Annotated in this window: 23 protein-coding genes; 6 read left to right on the top strand and 17 right to left on the bottom strand. The window is 45.2% G+C overall.

Annotation, left to right across the window (positions count from 1 at the left end; genetic code table 11):
- Positions 1-117: 117 nt before the first annotated feature.
- The 5 genes from ED652_RS13515 to kefG all read right to left on the bottom strand — a co-directional run bounded on the left by ED652_RS13515 (position 118) and on the right by kefG (position 4724).
- Entirely contained in the window at positions 118-1083 is a 966-nt protein-coding gene (locus ED652_RS13515; protein WP_122055157.1) for an isoaspartyl peptidase/L-asparaginase family protein, read from the bottom strand.
- Positions 1084-1318: 235 nt separating this feature from the next.
- Positions 1319-1915 carry a peptidylprolyl isomerase gene (gene slyD / locus ED652_RS13510; RefSeq protein ID WP_122055155.1) on the bottom strand — a complete coding sequence of 199 codons (597 nt, stop codon included), beginning with the start codon at positions 1913-1915 and terminating at the stop codon, positions 1319-1321.
- 94 nt (positions 1916-2009) lie between these two features.
- Positions 2010-2210, bottom strand: coding sequence for a YheV family putative zinc ribbon protein (locus tag ED652_RS13505; RefSeq protein WP_122055163.1), 201 nt, complete (start codon positions 2208-2210; stop codon positions 2010-2012).
- A gap of 146 nt (positions 2211-2356) precedes the next feature.
- Positions 2357-4153 (bottom strand): glutathione-regulated potassium-efflux system protein KefB, encoded by a 1797-nt coding sequence (gene kefB / locus ED652_RS13500; RefSeq protein WP_065104116.1) that lies wholly within the window; start codon positions 4151-4153, stop codon positions 2357-2359.
- A complete protein-coding gene (gene kefG, locus ED652_RS13495; RefSeq protein WP_017104663.1) occupies positions 4140-4724 on the bottom strand; it encodes a glutathione-regulated potassium-efflux system ancillary protein KefG in 585 nt (194 codons plus the stop codon). Before kefG ends, kefB begins: the two co-directional genes overlap by 14 nt.
- A 173-nt stretch (positions 4725-4897) precedes the next feature.
- Here kefG and ED652_RS13490 point away from each other — a divergent pair, with 173 nt between their 5' ends.
- The 6 genes from ED652_RS13490 to crp all read left to right on the top strand — a co-directional run bounded on the left by ED652_RS13490 (position 4898) and on the right by crp (position 10672).
- Complete coding sequence (locus tag ED652_RS13490) at positions 4898-6820, top strand: ABC transporter ATP-binding protein (RefSeq protein WP_017108555.1); 1923 nt, start codon at positions 4898-4900, stop codon at positions 6818-6820.
- Positions 6817-7287 (top strand): TIGR02444 family protein, encoded by a 471-nt coding sequence (locus ED652_RS13485; protein WP_017108556.1) that lies wholly within the window; start codon positions 6817-6819, stop codon positions 7285-7287. Before ED652_RS13490 ends, ED652_RS13485 begins: the two co-directional genes overlap by 4 nt.
- A gap of 204 nt (positions 7288-7491) precedes the next feature.
- Entirely contained in the window at positions 7492-8529 is a 1038-nt protein-coding gene (locus ED652_RS13480) for a hydrolase (RefSeq protein WP_122055154.1), read from the top strand.
- Positions 8530-8638: 109 nt separating this feature from the next.
- Positions 8639-8851 carry a YheU family protein gene (locus tag ED652_RS13475; protein ID WP_004729649.1) on the top strand — a complete coding sequence of 71 codons (213 nt, stop codon included), beginning with the start codon at positions 8639-8641 and terminating at the stop codon, positions 8849-8851.
- A gap of 77 nt (positions 8852-8928) precedes the next feature.
- Positions 8929-9798 carry a phosphoribulokinase gene (locus ED652_RS13470; RefSeq protein ID WP_004729650.1) on the top strand — a complete coding sequence of 290 codons (870 nt, stop codon included), beginning with the start codon at positions 8929-8931 and terminating at the stop codon, positions 9796-9798.
- 241 nt (positions 9799-10039) lie between these two features.
- On the top strand, positions 10040-10672 hold the full coding sequence (crp, locus tag ED652_RS13465) for a cAMP-activated global transcriptional regulator CRP (RefSeq protein ID WP_004729651.1): 633 nt from the start codon (positions 10040-10042) through the stop codon (positions 10670-10672).
- A gap of 191 nt (positions 10673-10863) precedes the next feature.
- Here the strand turns inward: crp and ED652_RS13460 are convergent, their stop codons facing one another.
- The 12 genes from ED652_RS13460 to aroB form a co-directional block, all read right to left on the bottom strand.
- Complete coding sequence (locus tag ED652_RS13460; RefSeq protein WP_122055152.1) at positions 10864-11655, bottom strand: DUF1338 domain-containing protein; 792 nt, start codon at positions 11653-11655, stop codon at positions 10864-10866.
- A 251-nt stretch (positions 11656-11906) separates the two neighbouring features.
- Positions 11907-13364, bottom strand: coding sequence for a succinylglutamate-semialdehyde dehydrogenase (astD, locus tag ED652_RS13455; protein ID WP_122055150.1), 1458 nt, complete (start codon positions 13362-13364; stop codon positions 11907-11909).
- Positions 13365-13403: 39 nt separating this feature from the next.
- The gene (gene astA, locus ED652_RS13450) at positions 13404-14423 is read right to left on the bottom strand and encodes an arginine N-succinyltransferase (RefSeq protein ID WP_029223029.1); all 1020 of its coding nucleotides are present in this window, start codon (positions 14421-14423) and stop codon (positions 13404-13406) included.
- A gap of 107 nt (positions 14424-14530) precedes the next feature.
- The gene (locus tag ED652_RS13445) at positions 14531-15742 is read right to left on the bottom strand and encodes an aspartate aminotransferase family protein (RefSeq protein ID WP_012604934.1); all 1212 of its coding nucleotides are present in this window, start codon (positions 15740-15742) and stop codon (positions 14531-14533) included.
- A gap of 465 nt (positions 15743-16207) precedes the next feature.
- The gene (locus ED652_RS13440; RefSeq protein WP_122055149.1) at positions 16208-16786 is read right to left on the bottom strand and encodes an aminodeoxychorismate/anthranilate synthase component II; all 579 of its coding nucleotides are present in this window, start codon (positions 16784-16786) and stop codon (positions 16208-16210) included.
- Positions 16787-16986: 200 nt separating this feature from the next.
- Positions 16987-19956 (bottom strand): ExeM/NucH family extracellular endonuclease, encoded by a 2970-nt coding sequence (locus tag ED652_RS13435; protein ID WP_122055147.1) that lies wholly within the window; start codon positions 19954-19956, stop codon positions 16987-16989.
- A gap of 439 nt (positions 19957-20395) precedes the next feature.
- On the bottom strand, positions 20396-21412 hold the full coding sequence (gene trpS / locus ED652_RS13430) for a tryptophan--tRNA ligase (protein WP_017103608.1): 1017 nt from the start codon (positions 21410-21412) through the stop codon (positions 20396-20398).
- 176 nt (positions 21413-21588) lie between these two features.
- A complete protein-coding gene (locus ED652_RS13425) occupies positions 21589-22275 on the bottom strand; it encodes a phosphoglycolate phosphatase (RefSeq protein ID WP_017104654.1) in 687 nt (228 codons plus the stop codon).
- 120 nt (positions 22276-22395) lie between these two features.
- Positions 22396-23070 carry a ribulose-phosphate 3-epimerase gene (rpe, locus tag ED652_RS13420; protein ID WP_065104124.1) on the bottom strand — a complete coding sequence of 225 codons (675 nt, stop codon included), beginning with the start codon at positions 23068-23070 and terminating at the stop codon, positions 22396-22398.
- Between the two features lie 199 nt (positions 23071-23269).
- The gene (locus ED652_RS13415; protein WP_017104652.1) at positions 23270-24118 is read right to left on the bottom strand and encodes a Dam family site-specific DNA-(adenine-N6)-methyltransferase; all 849 of its coding nucleotides are present in this window, start codon (positions 24116-24118) and stop codon (positions 23270-23272) included.
- A gap of 69 nt (positions 24119-24187) precedes the next feature.
- Positions 24188-25705 carry an SPOR domain-containing protein gene (locus ED652_RS13410; RefSeq protein ID WP_122055146.1) on the bottom strand — a complete coding sequence of 506 codons (1518 nt, stop codon included), beginning with the start codon at positions 25703-25705 and terminating at the stop codon, positions 24188-24190.
- Between the two features lie 79 nt (positions 25706-25784).
- Complete coding sequence (gene aroB, locus ED652_RS13405) at positions 25785-26873, bottom strand: 3-dehydroquinate synthase (protein WP_122055144.1); 1089 nt, start codon at positions 26871-26873, stop codon at positions 25785-25787.
- Positions 26874-26875 lie beyond the last annotated feature (2 nt).

Here is a 26875-nt window from a genome sequence, read left to right as displayed (position 1 = left end):
TCGATGTGTAAACACATTTCAGGGCGGGACATAGAAAACAAAAAGGGCGACAGATGCTTATCTGTCGCCCTTTTTGTTTGTTTAATCTGCGCTAATTCAACCAAAGCCAATACAAGCTTAGTCATCGGCATAAATCTTCACTTCCACGCAGCCGTTCGTATCAACACTCGCGCGATACATTCCTGAACTGTTCATGGCGAAGTGAATATCACCTTGGCCATCGATAGCAATCAAGCCGCCTTCGCCACCCATGGTTTTCAGTTCACCTTGAATGATGTGTTCACAAGCCGTATGCACATCTTCCTTGAGATAACGCATTCTTGCCGCCACATCGCTGGCGACCATCTTTCTAAGGAAGAATTCACCCATGCCTGTTGTTGAAACGGCCACGTTGCCATTCTCAGCAACAGTGCCTGCACCGATGATTGGAGAATCTCCCACACGACCGTATTTTTTATTGGTTACGCCGCCAGTGCTGGTTGCGGCTGCTAAATTACCGGCTTGGTCTAACGCCACCGCACCAACTGTGCCGTACTTTTTATCATCTGGGTATTTTTGAGCTTGTTGCTCATCGTATTTTGCTTCAGACAAAGCAAAGATGCCTTTCTCTTTCATCGACTGAAGTTGGTCATAACGACGCTCAGTAAAGAAGTAATCTTGCTCGGTGAATGTGTACTCATGCTCAAACGCAAACCTCTCTGCGCCTTCGCCAATCAGTAATACATGGTCGCTTTTAAGCATCACGTCACGTGCCAGTTCTATCGGATTTTTAATATGACGGACACCGGCAATAGCACCCGCGTCCATTTCGCGACCGTGCATGACAGAAGCATCCATCTCAACAAATTCATCATGAGTCAGAACCGAACCTTTACCGGCATTAAAGTGTGGGCTGTCTTCCATCACTTTAACCGATGCAACCACTGCATCCAGAGCGTCACCACCCGATTGCAACACTTGATAGCCGGCCAAAACAGACTTTTCCAAAGCCTCGGTAATACCCATTTTTAATTCATGGCTCATTTGCTCTCGTAAGATGGTGCCTGCACCACCATGAATGGCAATTGAAAAAGGCTGTGACATGCGAACTCTCCACTGACGTCGTCTTATAATGTTGTGCTATCAATACCACATCCAAGGTTTGATGTCTGATAGCGAAAACCAAACTTTTTACGAATACTTAGATTTGCGGATGCTTAGATTTAAGGATACAGAGTTCAGTAGATTAAAAGCCCGCTCAGAAAGCTCCGCTCCTAAACGAAAAAAGCCTCCGCAAGGGAGGCTTTCAGTATTCTTAAACTAAACCGCTAATTCGGTATTAGTGAGAACCACAGCTACCGCCGCCGCAGCAGCCGTCTTTTTTCTCTTCACCGTGGTCATGGCCTTCGCCACCACAACAACCGCCTTCGTGGTCGTGATCATGGTCGTGACCGTGGCCGCCACAGCCGCCTTCTTGGTGCACGTGACCGTGTTGAACTTCTTCTTCAGTCGCTTCACGAACTGCTACAACTTCAACGTCAAACGTTAGAGTTTGGCCAGCAAGCATGTGGTTACCATCAACAACAACTTCGTCGCCGTCTACTTCAGTCACTTCAACTGGGATTGGACCTTGGTCAGTATCCGCTAGGAAACGCATGCCAACTTCGATTTGCTCAACACCTTGGAAAACGTCAGCAGGAACACGTTGAACTAGGTCATCGTTGTGCTCGCCGTAAGCGTCTTCTGGAGTAACCGTTGCTGAGAACTTGTCGCCAGCTACTTTGCCTTCAAGCTCTTTTTCAAGACCTGTAATTAGGTTGTTGTGACCGTGAAGGTAATCTAGTGGAGCTTCTGCAGTTGATTGGTCAACTACTACGCCATCTTCAAGTTTCACTTGATATGCAACACTAACTACTACGTTCTTTTCAATTTTCATGAGAGCTCCAAGGAGGTTTGGACTAAGCTCGAACAGTTGAGCTTAGGAAAAATTCTGTACCGGGATATTATGGGGATCAATTAACGAAACTCAATCATTCTGGCTTAAAAATACCGATCATTTCTTGATTCGCGTGTTCAGATTTCTCTACAGTTTTCGGTTTACGCTGCTCAGTGAAGTCACAATCGACGCATTCCACCAGCTCGATATTATTTTCAACCCACCAACGGAGTGTGTCTTCAGTACTGCAGCTTGGGCAGCTCGCCCCAGCGATAAAGCGTTTTTTCTGTTTCACGTTCATATCCTTTACTACTCTGGATTCGCAGTTCTTCTATTCATCTCTGAGTTAAAGGCTCTGTAGAGACCGCGTTTATTATTAGGGTGTATTGTTGTTGACTATAATATCTGGATTTTAAGTTCTGAAGAGCTATTCACTCCAGACTATTGCCAGTAATTTCGAGATTGGTGATCGTTTTCCATCTCGTGTCCAAAAATCTCTTCGAGCTCTTTACGAGCCTCTTTCGCTCGCTGGGCTAACTCGGCATCTTCATTATGCTGAGGAAGTAACTCTTTCAGCATACCATTATCCAATTTCCTAAAGTGTGCTTCTGCTCGCTTCGCTTTATATGGATGCATGCCAAGTTCGGTCAATGTTTGACGACCCAAATCTAATGCCCCAAGGAAGGTTTCACGCGAGTAGTTACTCACACCATGGTTAAGTAATTGATACGCTTCAACACGGCTTCGAGCACGCGCTAAAATTTTCAATTGTGGGAAATGCTGCTTACATAAATCCACGGTCTTCATGATTTCATCAGGAGAGTCGGTACACAACACAATGGCCTCTGCCTTATCAGCTCCCGCAGCTCGTAATAATTCAAGGTGAGTAGAGTCACCGTAGAACACCTTGTAGCCGAACTTTCTAAGGATGTGAATTTGGCTGGCATCACTTTCAAGAACGGTGATACGAATCTTATTGGCATACATCAGACGACCAATGATCTGACCGAAACGACCAAAGCCCGCAATAATCACTCGAGGGCTACGATCAACCACATCCGAAGACATCGCGCTTTCGCTGATTTGATTGAGTTGACGGGCAAAAAAGCGATCTTGCAGCTTAAGCATCAATGGCGTGGTTACCATAGAAAGGCTCACAACAACCAGTAAGAACGACACTTGGTCGCCGCTTAAGATGCCTTGTGCACTCGCAGCGGTAAAAATAACGAAGGCAAACTCACCACCTTGGCTGAGAATCATCGCCATTCGGCTGCGCGCTTTAGCTTGAGTACCAAAGATACGAGCCAGCGCATACAACACCAAGCCCTTCAACACGACCAGAGACGACACCGCGATAAGTATTGCGAATGGGCTTTCTGCCAATAAACCTAGGTTTACCGCCATACCCACAGAGATAAAGAACAGACCAAGCAGTAACCCTTTGAATGGGTCAATCGCGATTTCAAGCTCGTGTCGATATTCACTTTCAGCCAGAAGGACGCCCGCCAAGAAAGTACCGAGTGCCATCGATAAACCAATCTGCTGCATGATGACGGCAATACCAATCACCAATAACAGCGCTGCAACCGTGAACAACTCACGAACACCGCTCATGACTACATATCGAAATAGTGGTCTCAACAAGAAGTGACCACCGACAAGCAAGCCAATCACACCGCCCAGCATCCAAAGCATGTCCGCCCAACTGCCACCGGTATTACCCGCGAGCAAAGGCAGCATCGCCAACATAGGGATTACGGCAATATCCTGAAAAAGTAAGACGGCAAAGCCTGACTGTCCCGCTTCTTTGCCACCGAGTTCTCGCTCTTCAATAACGCGCAAGGCGATAGCTGTAGAAGACAGCGCTAAACCCATACCTATTACTAGGCTGGTTTGCCAAGTTAATCCGAACAGACAGGCGATGGCGGTAATAATCAGAGTGGTGATCAACACTTGCGCGCCACCTAATCCGAGAATAGGCGCCCGCATCTGCCACAATTTTTTAGGGTTAAGCTCTAAACCAATCAGAAAGAGCAGCAGTACCACCCCGAACTCGGAGAAATGCAGAATCGCTTCGACATCACTGATTAAACCAAGCCCCCAAGGGCCAATCGCCACGCCAGCTAATAGATAGCCGAGTACTGAACCTAGGCCAGCTCGCTGCGCGATAGGAACCGCGACCACAGCAGCCGCTAAAAAAATAACGCTACTTTGTAGAAAATCGTTAGTCAGAGCCATCATTCGCTCCTATATCTTGTAGCGGGTCTCGCAACCAGTTTCGATACGCTTCCGCGTGTTGGTAACGCGTCATATCCGAGACGTTTCTTGCCCAGTGTAAAACCAAAGGTGACATCCAATGCATCTGACACAAAGCGGCGGTTAACTCGAATGGCTGCAAAATCTCTTGTAATGGATACTTATTATAGCCTGCCTCTCCAAACGCCTCTTCTTTACCACCAGTCGTGATCACACTGCGCCAGTGTTTTCCCTTAAGGGCACTCTGCTCACCAAACGCAAAACCTTTGCCTAATACTCGGTCAAACCACTCTTTCAGTAGTGATGGGCATGAATACATAAACAAAGGGTGTTGGAAGACAATCACATCATACTGAAGCAGTAGTTCATGCTCATAAGGCACATCAATAAAGAAATCAGGATACGTCGCGTAGAGATCGTGGATTTTGACATGCCCAAGCGACTCTATCTTTTTAACCATCATTTGATTGGCAATAGAGGTTTGTGGCTCAGGGTGTGCGTAGATCACTAGCACCTTTGGCACAGCTTTTTGTGTCGAGGGAGTATTACTCATTCCTTTGAAACATTCCTTTTAGAGCTAAACGGTGGCAAGGCCACAAGAATTTAAGCAAAAGTTATTAATATGTTATTGGCATCATAACGCAAATTGCATTGTGATCGACTTTTATCTGGATTCAGCCTACTATGCAGGCGTCTGTTCACCTCTAATTTCTATGCTACCTCTATATGATTACTTTCTCTGATATTCAATTGCTACGCGGCGGTAAGCCACTTCTCGACCAAGCATCTGCAACCCTTCATCCTGGCGACAAAGTCGGTTTAGTCGGTAAAAATGGCTGTGGTAAATCTACGCTGTTCGCCTTAATTAAAGACGAGCTATCGATTGATGCCGGTTCATTCAGTAAACCCGCTCACTGGGAAATGGCTTGGGTTGCACAAGAAACCCCAGCATTAGAAAGAAAAGCCATTGAATATGTGATTGATGGTGACAGAGAATATCGTGGCCTTGAAGAGCAACTGGCGAAAGCAGAGCAGGCCGACAACGGCACACTGGTAGCAGAGATACACGGCAAGATTGAAACCATTGGTGGTTACACCATCAATTCACGAGCAGCTGAATTACTGGATGGCCTTGGTTTTCGCCAAGAGCAAATGACATGGAACCTAACCCAATTTTCGGGTGGTTGGCGTATGCGTTTGAACTTAGCGCAAGCCCTTCTATGTCGCAGTGACTTACTGCTGCTCGATGAACCAACCAACCACTTAGACTTAGATGCTGTGATGTGGTTAGAGCGCTGGCTACAAAACTACCCAGGCACACTGGTTCTTATCTCGCACGATAGAGACTTCTTAGACCCTATCGTCAACCGCATCGTGCATGTTGAAAACCAACAGCTGAACGAATACACCGGTAACTACTCGTCGTTTGAGACTCAACGTGCTCAAAAACTTATTCTGCAACAAGCGATGTTCCAAAAGCAGCAGAAACAAATGTCTCACATGCAGAGCTACATTGACCGTTTCCGCTACAAAGCTTCAAAGGCTCGCCAAGCTCAAAGCCGTATTAAAGCGCTTGAAAAGATGGAACAAGTGCTACCCGCTCAATTTGATAACCCATTCAGCTTTGAATTTAGAGAGCCAGACGCGCTGCCTAACCCAATCATGATGATGGATGAGGTATCAGCAGGTTACGACGACAACCTGATTCTAGAAAAGATTCGCCTTAACCTTGTTCCGGGTAGCCGTATCGGTCTACTGGGTCGCAATGGTGCGGGTAAATCGACCCTGATCAAACTGCTTTCAGGCGAACTGAAACAGCAAGGTGGTGAGCTGAGCTATTCACAAGGCGTTAAGATGGGTTACTTCGCTCAGCATCAATTAGAGACACTGCATCCAGAAGAAACGCCACTGCAACACATGATGCAGATTGCGCCTAAACACACTGAGCAACAATTGCGAGATTACCTAGGCAGCTTTGGCTTCCAAGGTGAAAAAGCACTCGATAAAGTGGCTCCGTTTTCCGGTGGTGAAAAAGCACGATTGGTACTGGCTCTGCTGGTATGGCAAAAGCCAAATCTATTATTACTCGATGAACCAACCAACCACTTGGATCTCGACATGCGTCAGGCGCTGACCTTCGCACTGCAAACGTTTGAAGGTGCGATGGTTATCGTATCGCACGACCGTTACTTACTGCGAGCAACCACCGATGACTTGTACCTAGTACATGACCGTCAGGTTGCACCGTTTGATGGTGACCTTGACGATTACTATAAATGGCTGACTGAACAACAAAAAATTGAACGTAAAGAAGCGCAAGCGTTAGCTCCGGCTAAAGACAGTGCAAACAGTGCGGCATCGAAGAAAGAACAAAAACGTAAAGAAGCCGAGTTCAGAAAACTGACCGCACCGATTCGCAAACAATTGACTCAGTTTGAAAAGAAAATGGATAAGTTGACGCTTGATCTCGAAGAGGCTGAGCAGCAATTATCTGATACTTCACTTTATGAAGCTGAAAATAAGGCTAAACTGAATAAAGTACTCGCTCTGCAAGCGAGCAGTAAATCACAGCTAGAAGAAGTTGAAATGGATTGGATGTCCACTCAAGAAGAGCTTGAGCAAATGGAACAGGAAATGGATAGCTTATGAGCCCAGAGCACGCCCCGATATCACTAACACTGGAACGATTATGGCAATTTAGCCTTCAGTATTACAGTGTGCGCGGTGTAAAGGATGCGTGCTTAGCTTTGCAAAACCAGTTCCACGGCAACGTCAATCTACTGCTGCTTCTCAAATGGCTTGATGAGCAGCAATTGTCTTTTGCTGAAGAAGAGTGGCACAAAGTTCAACAGTGCTTGAGCCGCTCTGAAACTCTTCTTCACAGCTATCGAGAGCTGCGTAAGCACCTCAAACCTCAAGTTGTCGATTCTCTCTACCGCGAAGCACTCCAGTTTGAGCTACAGCTAGAGAAGCAACAGCAATCTGATCTCGTTGACTGCATCAACTCTCTGCATCTCTCTGACAATCAACAATCACCACTCGCATTTGAGTATTGTCGGCTACTCGGCGCAGAAAACCTCTATGATGCTTTTTCTGAACCAGCCCCTCAGCCTTAACTCGTTACCTTTCACTTTTATTCCATCAAGATCCAAGCTTAACCTCAATATTATTCAATCAGTTACTCATGGCGTATTTTTATAGCCCGTCTCTGTGAAACCCTTGCGCTTATACCGAGAATCAACCAAGCTCAAATAAAAACGTGGGCGTTTCATTAAAAGCTCAACACTTTTCAAAGCCCATAAATAAGCATGGACTGTTTTATGACAATATTTACCGCTGCTGCTGGTTTATCAAATCCTCACCTACAGACCTTAGTACCACGATTTATTAGAAAGCAGGCGTTGTTTGCTCCGCAATGGCAAACCTTAGAAACACCCGATGGTGACTTTCTCGACCTTGCATGGAGCGAATCACCCGGTGGTGACGGCTCTAATGGTGACGAATCTAGTAGTGAAAACTCGACTAATAACAACCCAAGCTCCAACAAACAAAGCAACAAGCCCATCTTCATCTTATTCCATGGATTAGAGGGCAGCTTTGAGAGCCCATACGCCAATGGACTGATGAACGCGTTTGCTAAGGATGGTTGGTTGTCGGTGATGATGCACTTCAGAGGTTGCAGCGGAAAACCGAATCGCTTGGCTCGTGCTTACCACTCTGGAGAGGTCGAAGACGCTCGCTTCTTTTTAAGGCATCTGCATTCAAGGTTTCCCAATAACCCTAAGGTTGCGGTTGGCATCTCGCTAGGCGGTAACATGTTAGCCAATTATCTCGCCGACTACGCAGATGATCCGTTAATCTCAGCGGCGACGATTGTTTCAGCACCCTTTGACCTTGCTTGTTGCTCAAATCGCATTGAACAAGGCTTCTCCAAGATCTATAAAAAGTACCTGCTCAATTCTTTGAAATCGAATGCATTGAAGAAACATAAGCTGCTGCAAGAGAAGATTGGCATCTCTGCTGAAAGCATTAAGAAGATCGATAAGCTGTATGAGTTTGATGAGCGAATTACTGCGCCTCTGCACGGCTTCAAGAATGCACAAGATTACTATGCTCAATGCTCTGCCTTACCGAAGTTGAATCGGATTAAGCTACCGACTCAGATCATTCATGCGAAAGATGACCCTTTCATGACCGATGATGTGATTCCAAAATTCGTTCTACCTGACAACATCGATTATCGTCTGTTTCAAAAAGGCGGCCATGTGGGGTTCATTACTGGTAGCACGCTCAAACCAAGGTTTTGGTTAGAAGAAGCATTACCCGCCTACTATGAAAGTATTCAAGATTCGGCATAATGGCCGAGCCTTTTAAGAGCTGAGTGATAGGCGTCGCTAGACACACTAATCAACACATCAATAAACCTATTTATGAACATATCCGTGAACATAAAAGAGAGAAGTATTTATGATCATCCCATGGCAAGACATCGCACCAGAAACGCTGGAAAACCTCATTAAAGAATTCGTGCTACGTGAAGGCACAGACTACGGTGACGTAGAGGTTTCACTGCAAAACAAGATTGACCAAGTGAAACATCAATTAGCCTCAAAGGAAGTCAGCATCGTGTTTTCTGAGCTGCATGAAACCGTTGATATTCAAGTCACAAAACGCTTCTAAGCTGCGCTCATAAAGGAGCCGTGTTATAGTGGTAAACGATTGCTAACAAGTAAGTTACTCAAAAGACAAGGGTTGTCATGTCCGCTAAACATCCAATTATTGCGGTGACGGGTTCATCTGGAGCCGGCACCACCACTACCTCAGAAGCCTTCCGTAAAATGTTCAATATGATGGACGTGAAGGCAGCTTGGGTTGAAGGGGATAGTTTCCATCGCTTCACTCGACCAGAGATGGATGTCGAGATCCGTAAGGCGCGCGAGCAAGGTAAGCACATCAGCTACTTTGGTCCACAAGCTAACGATTTTGGCGCATTAGAAGAGTTCTTCCGTCAATACGGAAATGAAGGCACGGGTAAAGTCCGTAGCTATCTACATACCTTCGATGAAGCCGTTCCTTACAACCAAATGCCCGGCACCTTTACGCCATGGCAAGAGATCCCTGAAAACTCGGATGTGATGTTCTACGAAGGCCTTCATGGTGGCGTAGTCGATGGCGACATTAACGTCTCACAACACGTCGATCTGCTTATCGGCATGGTACCGATCGTAAACTTGGAGTGGATCCAGAAATTCGTTCGTGACACACGCGATCGTGGGCACTCTCGCGAAGCGGTGATGGACTCTATTGTTCGCTCAATGGATGATTACCTTAACTACATTACCCCACAGTTTTCGCGTACTCATATCAACTTTCAGCGTGTCCCTACCGTAGATACATCGAATCCACTGAACGCCAAAGGGATTCCAAGTTTAGATGAAAGCTTCGTAGTTATACGTTTGCGCGGCATCAAAAACGTCGATTTCCCTTACCTTTTGGCTATGATTGATGGCTCATTTATGTCACGTCATAACACGCTCGTGGTGCCAGGAGGCAAGATGAGTTTTGCTATGGAGCTCATTGTAAGGCCAATTCTACAACAACTAATCGAAACCGGAAAAATAGGTTAACAAAACGACATTCTGGTTGATTACTTTTCATACCGTGATCATGTGCACAATTTTGCGTAAAAAATCGTAGCTTGGTCACGATTAAAATCAAGAAATAGTACCTGAAAAAGGATACTATTCTTAAACGAAACACAAGATAGCTTGCAGCACTCAACGAGTGCTCTTATCCTAACTGAGTTAATTCAGGCTTAGCTAAAATACGGAAAGCGGCAAGCATACCCTGCAGAGGAAGTGAGATATTATGGTTCTAGGTAAACCTCAAACCGATCCAACATTAGAGTGGTTCCTTTCACACTGTCATATTCATAAGTACCCTTCAAAAAGTACTTTGATTCATGCTGGTGAAAAGGCAGAAACCTTGTACTACATCGTTAAAGGTTCTGTGGCTGTTCTTATCAAAGACGAAGAAGGTAAGGAAATGATTCTTTCTTACCTAAACCAAGGCGACTTCATCGGTGAACTTGGACTTTTCGAAGAAGACCAAGAGCGTACTGCGTGGGTTCGTGCTAAATCTCCTTGTGAAGTAGCTGAAATTTCTTTCAAGAAATTCCGTCAACTTATCCAAGTGAACCCAGATATCCTGATGCGCCTTTCAGCGCAAATGGCAAACCGTCTACAAGTAACTAGCCAAAAGGTTGGTGACTTAGCGTTCCTTGACGTAACAGGTCGTATCGCTCAAACGCTACTAAACCTAGCGAAACAGCCAGATGCAATGACTCACCCTGACGGCATGCAAATCAAGATCACTCGTCAAGAGATTGGCCAGATCGTTGGTTGTTCTCGTGAGACCGTAGGTCGTATCTTGAAGATGCTTGAAGAGCAGAACCTAATTTCTGCACACGGTAAGACTATCGTGGTATACGGCACTCGTTAATCTCGATTAGCTGAGCCAAAAATTTGAAAGCCACCAAATGTGAATTTGGTGGCTTTTTTGTTTTCTAGAGATCTAGAGAGCAGATGCGAGATGCGAGATGCGAATAGAGGACCTAACGCGTCCAAGCGCAAACACTCTCGATGCGAAGCGTACCCGCACCTCTAAGGCAAAGCCCGTGCTCGTATCTTTCTTTAACCGTTGGTGCTTTCAAAGATTTTGTCAGCTGATGCCGCGACAAATCCGGTATAAAGATCACCATTGGCCATCGCATAACGCTTAGCGAACTCATAGAAGCCACCAGGAATCATCTCATTGCCTTCAACAAATGAAACTGGGACTTTATCTGCCATTGTTGATGATTGCTCTAACAAGACCTCTGGAGAGCCTTTCACCTCGCCGCCAGATGCATTGATAGTGAATCCCGACTCATTCAGATAGTCATTCACGGCCTGCACTTCATCGAACTTATTTAACTGGTTCACACTCACCGTAAAGTGGTTTGCACCGTAACCATGAGCTGCGAGCCAAGAAGCGTATTCACTCTCTTTTGCTAGCACTTGGAAATCTGCGAAGTTCAAATCCCAAAGACGACCACCAAACAAGAATTCATGACCTTGAAGTTTACTTGCGTCCACTTGCTCAACCAACTTAGCAACGATCTGTTGTAAGCCACTTGAACACTCTTCTACCTTCAACTCACTAATGAACACTTTTGGTTGGTTTGGATCTGGGTGCTCGTAGTGCTTAGCCACTAGCTTCTTGCTCTCAAATAAGTAATCACCACACGCCTTGTAACCTAACTCAAGGAAAGGTTTAGCCAATGTTTCAATACCTAGCGGTGCAACATTGAAAGTACGCAGTGCAATGTGATCATTAATCAGCGCTTCGTCTTCTTTCAGCAAGTGATGCACTTTCTCAGCCGATGGACAAAGCCTGTGAATGTAATCGTCCCATAGTGATTTAAAGAGTAGATCGGGCGTCATGGTGACTCCTTGTCAGAGGTTCTAGCAAGCTAGTAATTTGGATTAGAAAGGGAGAGGCTGGACATAGAGTCAGCAGCCATCAGCCTGTGACATACTTGTTCTATTATTATCTACCGCCCAATCGAGGTGTCGGACGTGGGTGAAAAGAGGAAGCGATAACACCGCTTCCTTATTACACAATCAATCAATGAATCTGTTATTCATGAACCTAGAGCTCATAAGCTTGTGATTCATCAAGTTATAAGCCAAAACTACAGCTCAATACCTGGGCTAAACGTAACTGGCAGTTGAGTTTCACCACCTTCCATTGACGCCATTGGGTAAGCACAGTAGTCCGCCGCGTAGTAAGCACTTGGGCGTAGGTTGCCTGAAGCTCCCGGGCCACCAAATGGTGCATCACCACTTGCGCCTGTTAGCTGGCGATTACGGTTAACAATACCCGCACGGATATGGTCAACGAAGTATTCCCACTCCGAATCGTCGGTTGAAACTAGGCCTGCAGACAAACCAAAGCGCGTGTCATTAGCCAATTCAACGGCTTGCTCTAGCGATTGGTAGCGAACCACTTGCAGCAATGGGCCGAAGTACTCTTCATCTGGCAACTCAGCAATGTTGGTTGCATCGATAATACCCGGAGAAACAAACGCCGCTTCGCCCGCTTTTGCTTCAACTAGGCTTACACCACCTAGTGATTGCAGATTAGCTTGCGCGTCCAAAATGAACTTAGCTGCCGCTTCAGAGATTTGTGGGCCCATGAAGGGTGCAGGCTCAGCGAATGGCTGATCAACACGAATCTTCAAGGTAGCCGCAACAAGCTTATCGAGCAGTTGATCGCCCTTCTCGCCAACAGGAACATACAAGCGACGAGCACACGTACAACGTTGACCTGCACTGATGAAAGCCGATTGGATAATGGTATAAACCGTCGCGTCAGCATCACCAAATTGGTCACTGATCACCATAGGGTTGTTGCCACCCATCTCTAGCGCCAGCATCTTGCCCGGTTGACCTGCGAATTGACGGTGAAGGATATGACCGGTATTAGCACTACCCGTGAATAGCACGCCATCAAGACCTTTAGCATCGGCTAGTGCGATACCTGTCTCTTTAGCGCCTTGCACTAGGTTGATCACGCCAGCAGGAAGGCCAGCTTCTTGCCATAGCTTCATCGCAAACTCACCTGTCCAAGGTGTCTGCTCTGACGGCTTAAATACCACGGTATTACCCGATAGCAGTGCTGGAACAATATGACCGTTAGGTAGGTGACCTGGGAAGTTGTAAGGACCAAATACCGCCATAACGCCTAATGGACGATGACGCAGTACGATTTGGTTACCTGCCGCTTCACGTGAAGCTTCACCAGTACGTTCGTGGTATGCACGAATAGAGATAGCGATCTTGCCCGCCATCGCGCCCGCTTCAGTACGAGTTTCCCAAATCGGTTTACCCGTCTCTTTTGCAATAATCTGTGCTATCTCTTCGCTGTTCTCTTTTACTTTCTCAGCAAAGTTCAACACGATCGCTTCACGCTCTGCAAAGCTCAGTTTCTTCCAAACTAAGAACGCATCACGAGCCGCTGCTACTGCAGATTCAACCTGCGCTGGTGTTGCACTATCGCCTTGCCACACCACTTCATTGTTGTATGGGCTTACTGATGTCATGGCGTCGCCTTGACCTGCCACCCACTGTCCTGCTATCCACTGAGTCATACTTCTATCCTTAAAATCTTCGACAGATAATCGCCGCTCTTATTGAGCCAACATGCGAACGAATTCGCCTTCTTTTACTTCAAGAGCGCTTGCTACTTCAGATGATAAAATCACTGTGTCGCTTGCTTGGTCATACGCGCCTTTCGCGGCTACTGCGCGGAAGTTCTCAAACGAGGTATTACCAATTAGGAAGTCTTTAGAGCTGGAGTGCTCTGCAATTTTCACCTGAGCTCGAATCGCATGACGCACTGATTCAATGTTTCTTAAATCACACTCAACCGTTGGGCCTGCATCAAAGATGTCGACATAACCGCGGTTAGTGAAACCTTCACGTTCCAACAACTTAAGTGCTGGGCGTGTATTATCATGTACCTCTCCAATCACCGCCTGAGCTTCTTTGCTCAGTAGGTTCACGTAGATAGGCAGCTTCGGCATTAGGTCAGCAATGAAACCTTTCTTACCAATACCGGTTAGGTAATCTGCAAGCGTGAAATCAATTGAGAAGAAGTGCTCTTGCAGCCATTGCCAGAAAGGTGAGTTACCTTCCGCATCCGATACACCACGCATCTCAGCAAAAATCGTTTTCGAGAAACGCTCTGGGTGCTCAGACATGATCAGGAAGCGACACTTCGACATCAAACGACCATTCAATCCACCACGGAAAGCTGGGCGCAAGAACAGTGTGCAGATCTCACTGCATCCTGTGTAGTTATTGCCGAAAGTCAGTAGCTTCACGACGTTATTCACGCCAAGCTTTTGCGATGAGTGAACCACTTTGCTGATGTGGTAAGAGTAAAACGGAACATCCCAGCCAATTGAGGCTTCGATGCCTGTCGTACCTGCGACTTCTCCCGTTTCAGTGTCGAAGCCAACCATTAGGTAGCCTTCATCACCGGGTTCAGTCACGTCTTGTTTAGCAAAGCTGTATTCAGAGTGAGTAATTCGGTTAGTTAACAGTTCTTCGTTAACCGGAAGAGATGTGAATCCGTGACCAGATTCAACCGCGCAGGTATGCAGCGCATCGTAATCAGATAATTTTATTGGGCGAACAACTAGCATCAATATTCCCTCCAGATGCAAAACAGGCCCAAAACCAGAAGCTTGGGCCTTTAGCAGTACGTCATGGGATCGCTCTAATGGCGATCATTCCTATGACGCCGCTCAGGCTAAACTAGCGTAGCGATTGCTTTGTCTAGTTTTGATAAACCTTCTTCAATTTCTTGTGTAGTGATAACCAGTGATGGCGTGAAACGAACCACGTTTGCACCCGCAACCAGTACCATCAAGCCTTGTTCGCCTGCTGCTACTAATACATCACGAGCACGACCTTGCCATGCTTCATTAAGCGCAGCGCCTAGCAATAGGCCTTTACCGCGAACTTCACTGAATATTTGGTATTTGTCGTTAATCTTAGCTAAACCATCACGGAATAGTGCTTCGCGTTCTTTCACGCCAGCCAACGTTTCAGGTTGGCTTACTACGTCAACAACTGCTTCAGCAACGGCACACGCCAGTGGGTTACCACCGTAAGTAGAACCGTGCGTACCCACTTTTAGGTGCGTCGCAAGTTCAGACGTTGTTAGCATTGCGCCGATTGGGAAACCGCCACCTAGTGATTTCGCAGTGCTTAGAATATCAGGTGTTACACCTAGGCCTTGGTAAGCGTAAAAGTTACCGGTACGACCATTACCCGTTTGCACTTCATCAAAGATAAGCAGCGCATTGTGTTTGTCACACAGTTCACGAACCGTGTTCACGAACTCAGATGTTGGAGAGATGATACCGCCCTCGCCTTGCAGAGGTTCCATCATGATTGCACATGTGCGATCTGAGATGTGCGCTTCTAGCGCTGCAATATCGTTGTAAGGCAGGTGAGTTACATCGCCCGGTTTAGGACCGAAGCCATCAGAGTAAGCCTCTTGACCACCCACCGTTACGGTAAAGAAAGTACGACCGTGGAAACCTTGTTTGAATGCAATGATTTCAGATTTCTCAGGACCGTGAACGTCCGCTGCCCAACGACGAGCTAGCTTCAATGCTGCTTCGTTCGCTTCTGCACCAGAGTTGGCAAAGAATACTTTTTCTGCAAAACATACGTCTGTTAGCTTCTTCGCTAGACGTAATGCAGGTTCATTGGTCATTACATTACTTAAATGCCAAATTTTGTTTGCTTGCTCAGTAACCGCGTTAACCATTGCTGGGTGACAGTGACCCAAACAGCTCACAGCGATACCACCAGCAAAGTCGATATACTCTCGGCCTTGTTGGTCCCAAACGCGTGCGCCTTCCCCTTTTACTGGGATCATTTCCATTGGGTTATAACAAGGCACCATCACCTCATTAAACAGACTACGTTCTACTTTTTTTTCCACTGTCATCGTACATTCCTTTTCGATACCGCAAGCTTCGCAAATAAGCGTACTGGTTCATAAGTGAGACAAAGATATTTTCTCTCGCCATAATCCCGCTGCAGCATTATATTTACATTTAATTAACGTTTTCAATAGTAGATTATTCTTTAGCTATCCCTAACAACCAGCTAAACGTCACTACCTATGACTATTTATGCATCAATTAATCTGTTTTATGAAGCTTTTTTTACCTAAACGCATAACCTGCAACGGCAAAGCCTTACTGGCATTGCGGTATATTGGGTTCGAGACGAAATAAGGCGAATAATTTTGCATAGGCTAAAAACTTAGCCTTAAGAGGGAGAAATGTTATAAAAAGTGATCAGCGTCAGAGGAGTAAGAGACGCGTAGCGCCCGAATTTAAACGCTTAACGAATGGACTAACAGGTTTAACTGGCTTATTTAGGCGGAGAAACGGTCGAATTTAAACACTCAACGCGCTAAGAAGTTAGCGAGAAGCTGGTGTCCTTGCTCTGTTTTAATCGACTCAGGGTGAAATTGCACCGCATCAATCGGCAAGGTTTTGTGTTCATAACCCATGATCTCATCCATGCTGCCATCTTCAAATTCCGTCCAAGACGTCAGTTCAAAGCAGTCAGGAAGCGTGCCATTTTTCACCACTAGGGAATGGTAACGAGTCACAGTTAGAGGGTTATTAAGCCCTTGAAAAACGCTCTTGCCATTGTGGCGTATTGGAGAGGTTTTACCGTGCATCACTTGTCTGGCTCGCACTACTTCACCACCAAACACTTGAGCAATGGCTTGATGACCAAGACACACACCTAAGATCGGCAGTTTACCCACGAAGTGTTCAATGACTTGCAGAGAGATTCCCGCATCATCAGGCGAACAAGGGCCTGGCGAGATAACAAGATGGCTAGGATTCAGCGCTTCAATACCGGCAATATCAATCTCATCGTTGCGAACAACTTTTACAGTTACCCCTAACTCACAGAAATACTGATACAAGTTATAGGTAAAAGAGTCGTAGTTATCGATGATAAGTAACATGGGTCGAAATCGTTTGCTAAATACTAAATGATTGGGAGATATAGGGGCGGTATTGTGCAATACCCATGGCGAAAGGCAAGTGGAAACTGCATTTCGTCAATAATTAAGGCCAACCTAAGTTGACCTTAATTGTTTACAGATAGCCTTAAGTTATCTGAATTGGCTTGCTTGTATAGCAAGCCAATCTATTTGTGATTGAGCTACTTGCGACGACGCCACATTGCTAAACCAAATAGTGACATCAGAGCACCGAAGCCAAATGAACCACCAACATTAACCTCTGGTTCGGTAGGAGTGGTGGGGGTAGTGTCTGACTTCTCAACAGTAACTTCGCGCTCAGAGCTGAACTTAACCGTTTCACTAGTAGAGTCAGTCAATTTTTCTTGCAGTAGGTACTGCCCTTGCTCTAATTCTTCGTTAAATTCAACATTAACACTTCGAGCATCAATATCAGCCTGGTCCAAAGTCACACTAGCAGAGTAACCTTGAGCTTCAGAATTGGATGAGGCAGCTTGAATTGCCCCAGTTAGAGTTAAGCTGACCGTCACAATATCATTCACGGCTGCATTTGGTGGCAGACGAACTTCAACTGCGAACTTCTCACCCGAGCTAGGCAAATCAAGATCGGTGTTAGGGAAGTCTATAGCAATGATCACTGGATCATGGTCCGACGCTGAGAATGCATCTTTGTACTTCGGCATATCACCAGTGTACTTGCTACTATATTCGAACAAGTTACTTTCTAGCGAGTTAATGTGCCAATCTTCAATAGCAACCACTTTTTGAGCCAAACTACTGCTCGCCAATGCATGATCCAAGTTACCTAACTCACCAGAATAAGTGTATGAGAAAGTATCAGCTCCGTGTAGTACCGTATTCAAATTGTGGTAACCGTAACCCTGTTGGATTTGCGTTTTTTCTACCTGAAGCTCACCACCATTTAATGTTGTGTAAGACGCAGTGTATATATCACGCTCGTATTTCTCTTTTGAGTAGTCAGTTAAAGTTAATAAAGGATCTTCCATACCGTAAGCATTCAGATCACCCATTACCAACATATCACCTTGAATATCTTTCAACGCTTCACCAACAACATGAGCAGCCGAAACACGGAAGTTATTACAATTTCCTTGAAGGTCAGTTGGCTCTGAATCTTCAACACCTGCGATCCACTCTTCAATACACTCAGAACCTTTCGATTTAAAGTGGTTAACTACAATCGAAAGATCTTCACCCGTCTCCTGCACAGTAAAGGTTTGCAACAAACTATGACGTTGATATTTATCGTATGAGGGGTTATTTTCAGCACCTTCATTACGAGTTATTGTATTCTCTTCAATGTGTTGCTCAGGAGTCACAATGACTTTAGCCGCTTGCTTTGGCGTCACTGCCTTGGCACGGTACAAGATAGCAACCATGATTGCATCGCTACCAAAGTACTCACCTTGATACCTATCTTGATCAGAAATCTCAACATAAGTGTAATGCTCATCGACGTCATCAATCTCAGCGTTCAATGCATTAACTAGGTTGTTCAAAGCACTATCGTCACCGAAACCGTTGTTCTCTATTTCCATTAGACCAATAATGTCTGCATCCATTTTGCTCATCGCTGCAACGATTTTTGCTTGTTGAATTAAGAATTCATCAAGGTTTGTAGCACCCCTGTTTTGTCCAGTTGGATTATCATGACCACTGTCAGCAACAGAGGTGAAATAATTGAGAACATTAAAACTCGCTACACGTAGATCAGACTCAGCAATCGATGGGGCTGCTTTTCGAGCTACGTCGAAATTATCACCTGATGTCACAAAGTTTGTGTTATTTACCTCATTTGTGGCGATCAAACGATATTCGTTGTAACTGTAACTGACCACACCATGTAGACCCTCAACACGAGAACCAAGGCGAATATGTTGCTCAGAAGAACCATCTTGATCAGCATCTTGGCCAAATTCTGGGTAATAAGGAATCTGACCGTTAGCCGCTTTGCCATCAGATTCTAAGAACACGCGATTGCTTGCATTCTCTTTTGCTCGCTCAGTCGCACCTTCACTTTCTGCCGCATGCAGTTGAGTTGGTTTAAGTAAAGGCGCTTGATATGACAGCATCATATTGTTGCGCTTTGAATCATAGTCATAAGAAAAATTACGTGTAACAAACAAATCGCTTGCTGAGCTCAATTCAACTTGCATTCCTTCGTGACGCTCTAGCGCATCACGCAAGGTCTCTCCTTCTTTGATGTTCAGTTTCGTAACAAGAGGGATATCGGACTCTCCCGTCTTAATGTAGCTATTTGCATCAGAGGAAAGCTGAGTACTACTATAATACTCTTGAACTTTACCTTTCACACACACAACATCGCCCGGCTTTAAGTCTGTATCTGCTGTATCGGTATGAATAAATAAGCCTTCGGAAGTCTTATCATTATTATCGTTCTCGATAGCCTGCAGATAGAAACCTTTTGTTAAACCAGTGGTTACAGCACTGACAACACCAGTCACAAAGTGATCTTCTTCTGTAATGTACGGGTAACCATCAATGAGTGGAGAGGAGTCTTCTTCACCCTGAATATCTTGAATGGTTGTGAAGGTAGGTTGTTGTTCATCGACTTCACAAACAAACGGAACTGGCGGTTCAACGGTATTTAAATCTCCAAGACCATCAATATTATCTTTCGCGAATGCAGTCCATTGTGCAGCTTGGTAAGTCGTAGAGGGAATTAAGGCATCACTATTGCGAACCAGAGTGGTATCTTTACCAAAATCAACATCCCCCATAACACCAAGAATGTCGTGTACTTCGCCATCTTTGAGTAATGCTAATGGGTCATCACCGTTGAAATTAGCAACACTTTTATCTGTAAAGTCGGCAATAGCTGTAATCGCGTCGCTCGAGTCACCATGAGCAACAACATATACTTGGTTCGCTTGCAAAGTCACTTGGCTTAGGTCTGTTTTACTCCCCCAATTACCATCGCCATTCGACGATTTAGCCAATTCATAACCGGTCAAGGTTACCGCTGCATCACCAGTATTCGCGATTTCTACCGCTTTATTATATGAACTACCTTCAACATACTGGGAAAGAATAATTTCAGCACTAGCATTGGCACTGAGCGCGCTAGCGATTGTCAGAGCAAGTAAAGAGGGTTTGATTAACGTGTCCATTGTCGTACCTGATATTTATTTGAATACAAACTAAGCCCTAAGCAGAGAGCCCACCATTTGCGCTTACTATCAGGCTTATTTATGAAACAAATAAGAAAGAACAACAAAAGCCGTGAAATCAATCACATGTGAATGTTAGAAATTATGCCAGAGCTGCTCATTTAAACAATTTTTGTAACAAATATGTCAATTAACCAAATCAAAGCCAATAGTTAGAGTCATTACTCGGCTTTATTTTTCTCATTATGTTATGTGGATTGAGCTATAGAATAAGCGATACAATCAATTACCGTAGTTGAAGTCAAACTCTACTCTTCACCTTGAAAGAACACGTGAATCTTACGTAGGCACTCCTCTATTGATATCTCCTCAACAATAGACATAAAAAAAGCCCCACCAATAGTGGAGCTCTAAAATCTAACTATCGTCGAAGTAGGGGCTACGGGCGAGTAACAAAACCTACCGCTTCGTATGCTTTTTTCAGTGTTACTGCAGCACGCTCAGACGCTTTTTCAGCACCGGCTTTCATTACTGCGTCCATGTAAGCACGATCAGCACGGATACGGTGGTATTCAGATTGAATCGGCTCAAGCATCTCAACCAATGCTGCGCCTACATCTTTCTTAAATGGACCGTACATTTCAACGCCTTGGTATTGTGCTTCGATCTCTTCGAACGTTTTACCCGTCGCCGCAGAGTACAGACCCATTAGGTTAGAGATACCTGCTTTGTTTTCCCAATCGTGAGCGATACGTGGTGGCGTTTCTGCATCCGTTTGCGCTTTGTTGATCTTCTTGATGATCGACTTAGGCTCTTCTAGCAGAGTAATTACGTTCTTACGGTTGTCATCCGACTTAGACATTTTCTTCGTCGCATCTTGCAGGCTCATTACACGTGCATTCACTGTTGGAATGTAAGGTTCTGGCACTTGGAAGATTGGCGTTTCAGGGCCGTAGATGTTGTTAAAGCGATTGGCGATATCACGCGCTAGCTCTAAATGTTGTTTCTGGTCGCTACCTACTGGCACCTGGTGCGCGCCGTAAAGCAGGATGTCTGCAGCCATCAACACTGGGTAGTCGTATAGGCCTACGTTTACGTCATTTGAGTGACGTGCAGACTTATCTTTGAACTGAGTCATACGGCTCAGTTCACCCATTTGTGTGTAACAGTTAAGAAGCCAACCAAGTTGAGCATGCTCTGGTACGTGTGACTGAACAAATAGCGTGCTCTTCTTTGGATCAACACCGACAGCAAGACAGATTGCTAATGCGTCTAGAGTCGCTTCATGCAACGCTTTCGGATCTTGGCGAACCGTAATTGCGTGAAGGTCTACAACACAGTATTGGCAATCGTAATCATCTTGCATCTGTTGCCATTGACGTAGAGCACCCAAGTAGTTACCGATACTTAGTTCACCAGATGGTTGAACACCACTCAATACGATGGGCTTGCTCATGGTTTTAATTCCTTTGCTTGTTCGCTAAGCTCGTTAACTTAGTTTATTAACGTAGTATCTGAAAAACTTAGCTTCTTAACTTTAAAATAGAAAAGCCGCACAGCTCTTCTGTACGGCTCATCCAGTGTACTCATTGATAAGTATTTTGCTAGTAGGTTAGCTAACTTTTGTCCGCTTTATGCTGAAACTAGAACGACATCTAGTAATTGCGCAATGTTGTCTGCGACATAGTCAGGGTTTGATGCTGAAATCGGCTCACCATGGTTATAGCCGTAAGTCAGACCAAACGAGTGACAGCCTGCATTCTTAGCCGCTTTGATGTCGTTGCTTGAATCGCCAACCATCAGCATCTCTTCAGCCTTCACATTGTGCTTTTCTAGCAACCAGTTCAGCGCCACTGGGTTCGGCTTTTTCTCTGGGAAAGAGTCGCCGCCCAACACATCAACAAAGTACTTATCGATACCGTGCTGCGCCAGAACGTCTGGTACAAATTTCGATGGCTTGTTGGTTACCAGCGCCATGGTGAAGCCCGCTTTGTCCAACTCAGCGAGTGTTTCTTTTACTGATGGATAAAGGTGACTTAGCTTATGGCCGCCCTGCTCGTAGAAATCATCAAACAGGATGCGCGCTTTCTTAAGAAGCTCAGGCTCTAGGCTTGGGTCAACCGTCAGGTTGCGGCTCAATGAACGTCCGATAAGAACATCAGCACCATTACCCACATAGTCGCGAACTTGTTCTTCGCTTACTGAAGAAAACCCTAGTTCCTGACAGGCTTGGTCAGCGGCGACAGCTAAATCAGGCACGCTATCTAACAAGGTTCCATCCAAATCAAAGGCGATCAGTTTTATTGAGCTTAATGACATCTTACTTTCCTATTTATAATTTTCGCCTTATGAGTTGAGCTATAAGACGTAAAAAAGGGGCCAATGAGCCCCTTAATCTAAATTTTTTTGATTTTAGGTCAACAGACCTTAGTTCTACTTTTATGCGTTAACTTTTGCAAGCTCTGCACGCATCTCATCAATCACTTCTTTGTAATCTGCTTGATTGAAGATAGCAGAACCGGCAACGAACATATCTGCGCCCGCTTCTGCAATTTCACGGATGTTATCAACCTTCACGCCGCCATCAATCTCAAGGCGGATATCACGGCCAGATTCGTCAATAAGTTTACGAACAGCGCGCAGCTTATCAAGAGTATGAGGAATGAAAGATTGACCGCCAAAGCCAGGGTTCACTGACATCAGTAGAATCATGTCGACTTTGTCTAGGATGTAATCAAGGCAAGAAAGTGGCGTTGCTGGGTTCAATACTACCCCTGCTTTACAGCCGTGTTCTTTGATTAGCTGTAGAGTACGGTCAACGTGCTCAGAGGCTTCAACATGGAAGGTAATCATTGATGCGCCGGCTTTAGCAAACTCAGGTACGATGCTATCCACAGGCTTAACCATTAGGTGAACATCGATAGGCGCTGTAATACCGTAGTCGCGTAGCGCTTTACAGATAGGAGCGCCAAAAGTCAGGTTCGGTACGTAATGGTTGTCCATCACATCGAAGTGCACAACATCAGCACCGGCTGCGAGTACTTTCTCTACGTCTTCACCAAGACGAGCAAAATCTGCAGACAAAATCGATGGAGCGATTAGAAAATCTTTCATACCAAACCTCTTAAGAGTGAGTAAATTGCGAATATCACCGCCTTGTGACCTCTCGTAACAAATACAAGACTCGATCCCAAGACTATTTGGTGTGCAATTCTACCTAAGCACCTAAGCAGATCCTAGCAGTTCGAAAGATTAGTTTATGAAAGTCCCCGTGAGTCACTCAATTTGATGAGTTCGAGGGTTATTCTGACTACTACAATTCTGTTGAAGCGTGTTGCTGGTTTTTCTCTTTATGAAAAAGCGCCAGTAACTCATCGACTTTATTGCGCCCTGCGCCATTACGGCTAATGGTGCGCTTAACCTTGACCACGTTTAGCTCCGCACCATGGTATAAACGGCGCGTTAAGGTGGTGTCATGGTTTGAAATCAAGACAGGGATGCCTCGCTCCATTGCCGCTCTTTCTGCAACATCAGCCAAGGCCGCTTGATCATCTAAGCTGAAGCCATTACCCGCGTAAGAGGTAAAGTTAGCAGTGCTAGACAATGGCGCATAAGGAGGATCACAATAAACCACACAGCCTTTACGGGCGCGGCTAAAGGTCTCACTGTAGCCTTCACAAACAAACGTCGCTTTTTTTGCTTTCTCAGAGAAAAACTCAAGCTCAGCTTCTGGGAAATAAGGTTTTTTGTAAGAACCAAACGGAACATTAAAACCACCTTTCTTGTTGTATCGACACAGGCCATTGAAGCCAAATCGGTTCATATACAAGAAAGCAAGCGAGCGATACATGACATTGTCGGTACCATTGAACTCAGCTCGAATATCTAAAAAGACTTCTTTGCGATTATTCTCAGGACAGAACCAGCGCTTCGCTTCAGAGATGTAAGTTTCAGGGTCAGTTTTAAGAAGGTTGTACAAGTTGATAAGATCGGGATTGATATCCGCAAGCAGGTACTGTTCAAAATCAGTATTCAAAAACACTGAGCCTGCACCGACAAACGGTTCTACCAATTTTCGAGCAGGTGGCAGGTGACGTTGGATGTCTTCAACTAGGCCATATTTACCACCAGCCCATTTTAGAAAGGCACGCTGCTTTTTCATTTACTGCTCTATCTATCAACTCAAAAATAAGGCTGCGGAATGTAACATATTTTGAGGCTAAGCTCAGGGTTATTTCGCACGTTCTATCTCTCGATGCACTTGATTCATCGATTTTGCCCAAGGTTCCAACTGTTGAAGTGGTTTTGATAAAGCACTTACCGCGTCTCGCGCCACTTGAATCGTTGGGTAATCTTGATAAGTGATGATAAACCACTTGGTATCGTTACGAAGTGTTGGGTAAATACGAACCTTGCCTTCGACTTCATATTCTTCAATAAAAGACTGAACATCTTCTAATGACGTCATCGCGCTCAACTGTAAGGTATACGCGCGTGGCGAGATAGCTTGTAACTCTTCACGAGCAAATGAGAAGGTGATCTTTTTCGTCGGCGGTGTTGATTCCGTTAGGTCAGCATCTTCATCAACTGAAGCTTGTGACTCGTTTTTCGCCGCATCAGGTTGCGCGCTAACCGCGGCACCTGTGTTTTCTTCAACGGCAGCATCAATCGAGCTGGTATCGGCACTTTTCGGCTTGTCATCCAATAACGCATCAACCACATCAGAAGTAATCACCACACGTTGCTGCTCTTGTTTCACTTCGCCAACACTGGCTGTACCTTCCACCACAACCGGTGGTAAAGATGAACTGTCATCGTCAGCACCTTGGTAACTCATGTCAGTGTCGGTTTCAGAATCAACCGAACCGTCGATTCCAGTTTGCTCTGTGCCATTTTCTACTTCAACCGTCGGGATAGCGGTCTGTTCTATCGGCGCAATGAGAGATTGCGCTTTATCATCAGGGGTTGGTTGACTAAACATCCACCAGTAACCGCCGCCGATAACAACTAACAACAACGCCACCACAATCGCGATATTGATAGGTGAACCAATGATTGAGCGAATAATAATCCTTTTTTCCACTTTCAATTCTCCTAAGGCCATTAACTCACCGGGCAAAGGTTGCGCTTTATTAAACGCACGTCGCACGCGAGTTTCAGACTCATCATCAACATATCGAATCACCAGTGATTCAAAGAAATGTTCAGCTTCGGGTTGGGATAGATTATCGATTTCTAGATCGATAGGCTTGTGTTGTTGACCGTAGCTCAGACGTGTTAACAGCGGGTCTAAATGGCCAGGTTCCGAGAAGAGAACGATATTGATCGTCCATTGAGGATTAGATTGAGCCTCAAGTACCAGCATCCACAGTTCGGATACTAAGAGTTCTGAGAGTCGGTGGGCATCATCGATAACGATAACCACATGACACGAATCTCCACCCAGTAACCGTGCAAGGCTATCTGATAAAGAGTCATGTTGATTAAAGAGTGGATCAGAAACAATCTGACTAAGAATAAGAGCTCGGTGTTGCTGATCATCTTGGCTTGGGTGACAAAGCAGTAAGCACTGATTCTTTTCTGTCGACCACGCCTCTAGATAACGCTGAGCTAACCATGAACGGCCAGAGCCAGTTTTACCAGCGACCGTGACTAGGTTTGAGCCAAAGTTAGTCAAAAGCTGTAAGCGTTCTAATAGCTCAACTTGAGATTCTAACTCTAATACTCTTAATTCATGAGCCAAACTCATTGGGGATCCCTACTGATAAGATCGATCAGTAAAACGCTTCAGTTGCCTAGGGGTTAACTAGGCAACATCACAACCAAATTTAAAGAGTACGGCAGAAATCAATCGCTTGTTTAATGATGTCTTGAGGCACATCAGCGACCACTTCAGCAGTACCAATACTTGTTGGCAATACCAAACGTAACTGACCAGACAGCACTTTTTTATCGCGCATCATGTGCTTCATAAAGTCTTCAAAAGACATGCTTTCTGGCGTATGGATTGGCAGTTTCGCATTCTTGAGTATAGAAATAATTCGCTCAAGCTGCTGCTGAGAGATCAGTCCCTGTAATTGAGCCGTTTTGGCTGCCATTACAGTACCTGAAGACACAGCTTCACCATGTAGCCAATTACCATAGCCTAGTTCTGCTTCAATCGCATGACCAAATGTATGACCTAGGTTCAATAACGCTCTAATTCCTGACTCTTTTTCATCGATAGCAACCACTTCAGCCTTAATTGCACAACAACGAGCAATTGCGGTGATCAGTGCTTGTTCATCAAGTTGATAAAGTTTCTCTAGATTCAGTTCCAACCAATCAAAGAAGGTTTCATCATAGATGATGCCGTATTTGATGACCTCAGCAATACCCGCTGCAAACTCACGCTCAGGAAGCGTTGATAAACAGTTTGTATCGATGATGACAGATTTTGGTTGATAGAAAGCGCCGATCATATTCTTGCCAAGGGGATGGTTCACTGCGGTTTTACCACCTACAGAGGAATCCACTTGAGAAAGAAGTGTCGTCGGGATCTGAATGAAATCAATACCGCGTTGGTAACAAGAGGCAGCAAAACCGACCAAATCACCGATAACACCACCACCTAAAGCAATCACCACCACATCGCGGCTGTAATTTCCTTCAAGCATGTAGCTCATCACTGAGTTGAACGTTTCAAGTGTTTTGTACTGCTCACCGTCTGGCAACTCTAAAAGAGAAGTTTGACAGCCTACTTGATCCAATAGCGATAAAATTTTATCGGCATAAAGAGGCGCTACTGTCACATTACTGATAACAACAACTTTCTGTTTACCTGACAAAAAAGAAAGGTACGCCGGGTGTTCAAATAACCCGGCGCCAATAGAGATAGGGTAGCTACGCTCAGCTAGATTGACCGTAATCCGTTCCATGG

The sequence above is a fragment of the Vibrio sp. Evd11 genome, from assembly GCF_900382755.1.
Lineage (GTDB): Bacteria > Pseudomonadota > Gammaproteobacteria > Enterobacterales > Vibrionaceae > Vibrio > Vibrio lentus.
This window is presented reverse-complemented; position numbering and strand designations above follow the sequence as displayed.

Excerpts from the sequence above, each read along its gene's own strand:
- ED652_RS13515 (WP_122055157.1), bottom strand. The coding sequence starts at position 1,083 with ATGTCACAGCCTTTTTCAATTGCCATTCATGGTGGTGCAGGCACCATC.
- slyD (WP_122055155.1), bottom strand. The coding sequence starts at position 1,915 with ATGAAAATTGAAAAGAACGTAGTAGTTAGTGTTGCATATCAAGTGAAA.
- kefB (WP_065104116.1), bottom strand. The coding sequence starts at position 4,153 with ATGGCTCTGACTAACGATTTTCTACAAAGTAGCGTTATTTTTTTAGCG.
- kefG (WP_017104663.1), bottom strand. The coding sequence starts at position 4,724 with ATGAGTAATACTCCCTCGACACAAAAAGCTGTGCCAAAGGTGCTAGTG.
- ED652_RS13490 (WP_017108555.1), top strand. The coding sequence starts at position 4,898 with ATGATTACTTTCTCTGATATTCAATTGCTACGCGGCGGTAAGCCACTT.
- ED652_RS13485 (WP_017108556.1), top strand. The coding sequence starts at position 6,817 with ATGAGCCCAGAGCACGCCCCGATATCACTAACACTGGAACGATTATGG.
- ED652_RS13480 (WP_122055154.1), top strand. The coding sequence starts at position 7,492 with ATGACAATATTTACCGCTGCTGCTGGTTTATCAAATCCTCACCTACAG.
- ED652_RS13475 (WP_004729649.1), top strand. The coding sequence starts at position 8,639 with ATGATCATCCCATGGCAAGACATCGCACCAGAAACGCTGGAAAACCTC.
- ED652_RS13470 (WP_004729650.1), top strand. The coding sequence starts at position 8,929 with ATGTCCGCTAAACATCCAATTATTGCGGTGACGGGTTCATCTGGAGCC.
- crp (WP_004729651.1), top strand. The coding sequence starts at position 10,040 with ATGGTTCTAGGTAAACCTCAAACCGATCCAACATTAGAGTGGTTCCTT.
- ED652_RS13460 (WP_122055152.1), bottom strand. The coding sequence starts at position 11,655 with ATGACGCCCGATCTACTCTTTAAATCACTATGGGACGATTACATTCAC.
- astD (WP_122055150.1), bottom strand. The coding sequence starts at position 13,364 with ATGACTCAGTGGATAGCAGGACAGTGGGTGGCAGGTCAAGGCGACGCC.
- astA (WP_029223029.1), bottom strand. The coding sequence starts at position 14,423 with ATGCTAGTTGTTCGCCCAATAAAATTATCTGATTACGATGCGCTGCAT.
- ED652_RS13445 (WP_012604934.1), bottom strand. The coding sequence starts at position 15,742 with ATGACAGTGGAAAAAAAAGTAGAACGTAGTCTGTTTAATGAGGTGATG.
- ED652_RS13440 (WP_122055149.1), bottom strand. The coding sequence starts at position 16,786 with ATGTTACTTATCATCGATAACTACGACTCTTTTACCTATAACTTGTAT.
- ED652_RS13435 (WP_122055147.1), bottom strand. The coding sequence starts at position 19,956 with ATGGACACGTTAATCAAACCCTCTTTACTTGCTCTGACAATCGCTAGC.
- trpS (WP_017103608.1), bottom strand. The coding sequence starts at position 21,412 with ATGAGCAAGCCCATCGTATTGAGTGGTGTTCAACCATCTGGTGAACTA.
- ED652_RS13425 (WP_017104654.1), bottom strand. The coding sequence starts at position 22,275 with ATGTCATTAAGCTCAATAAAACTGATCGCCTTTGATTTGGATGGAACC.
- rpe (WP_065104124.1), bottom strand. The coding sequence starts at position 23,070 with ATGAAAGATTTTCTAATCGCTCCATCGATTTTGTCTGCAGATTTTGCT.
- ED652_RS13415 (WP_017104652.1), bottom strand. The coding sequence starts at position 24,118 with ATGAAAAAGCAGCGTGCCTTTCTAAAATGGGCTGGTGGTAAATATGGC.
- ED652_RS13410 (WP_122055146.1), bottom strand. The coding sequence starts at position 25,705 with ATGAGTTTGGCTCATGAATTAAGAGTATTAGAGTTAGAATCTCAAGTT.
- aroB (WP_122055144.1), bottom strand. The coding sequence starts at position 26,873 with ATGGAACGGATTACGGTCAATCTAGCTGAGCGTAGCTACCCTATCTCT.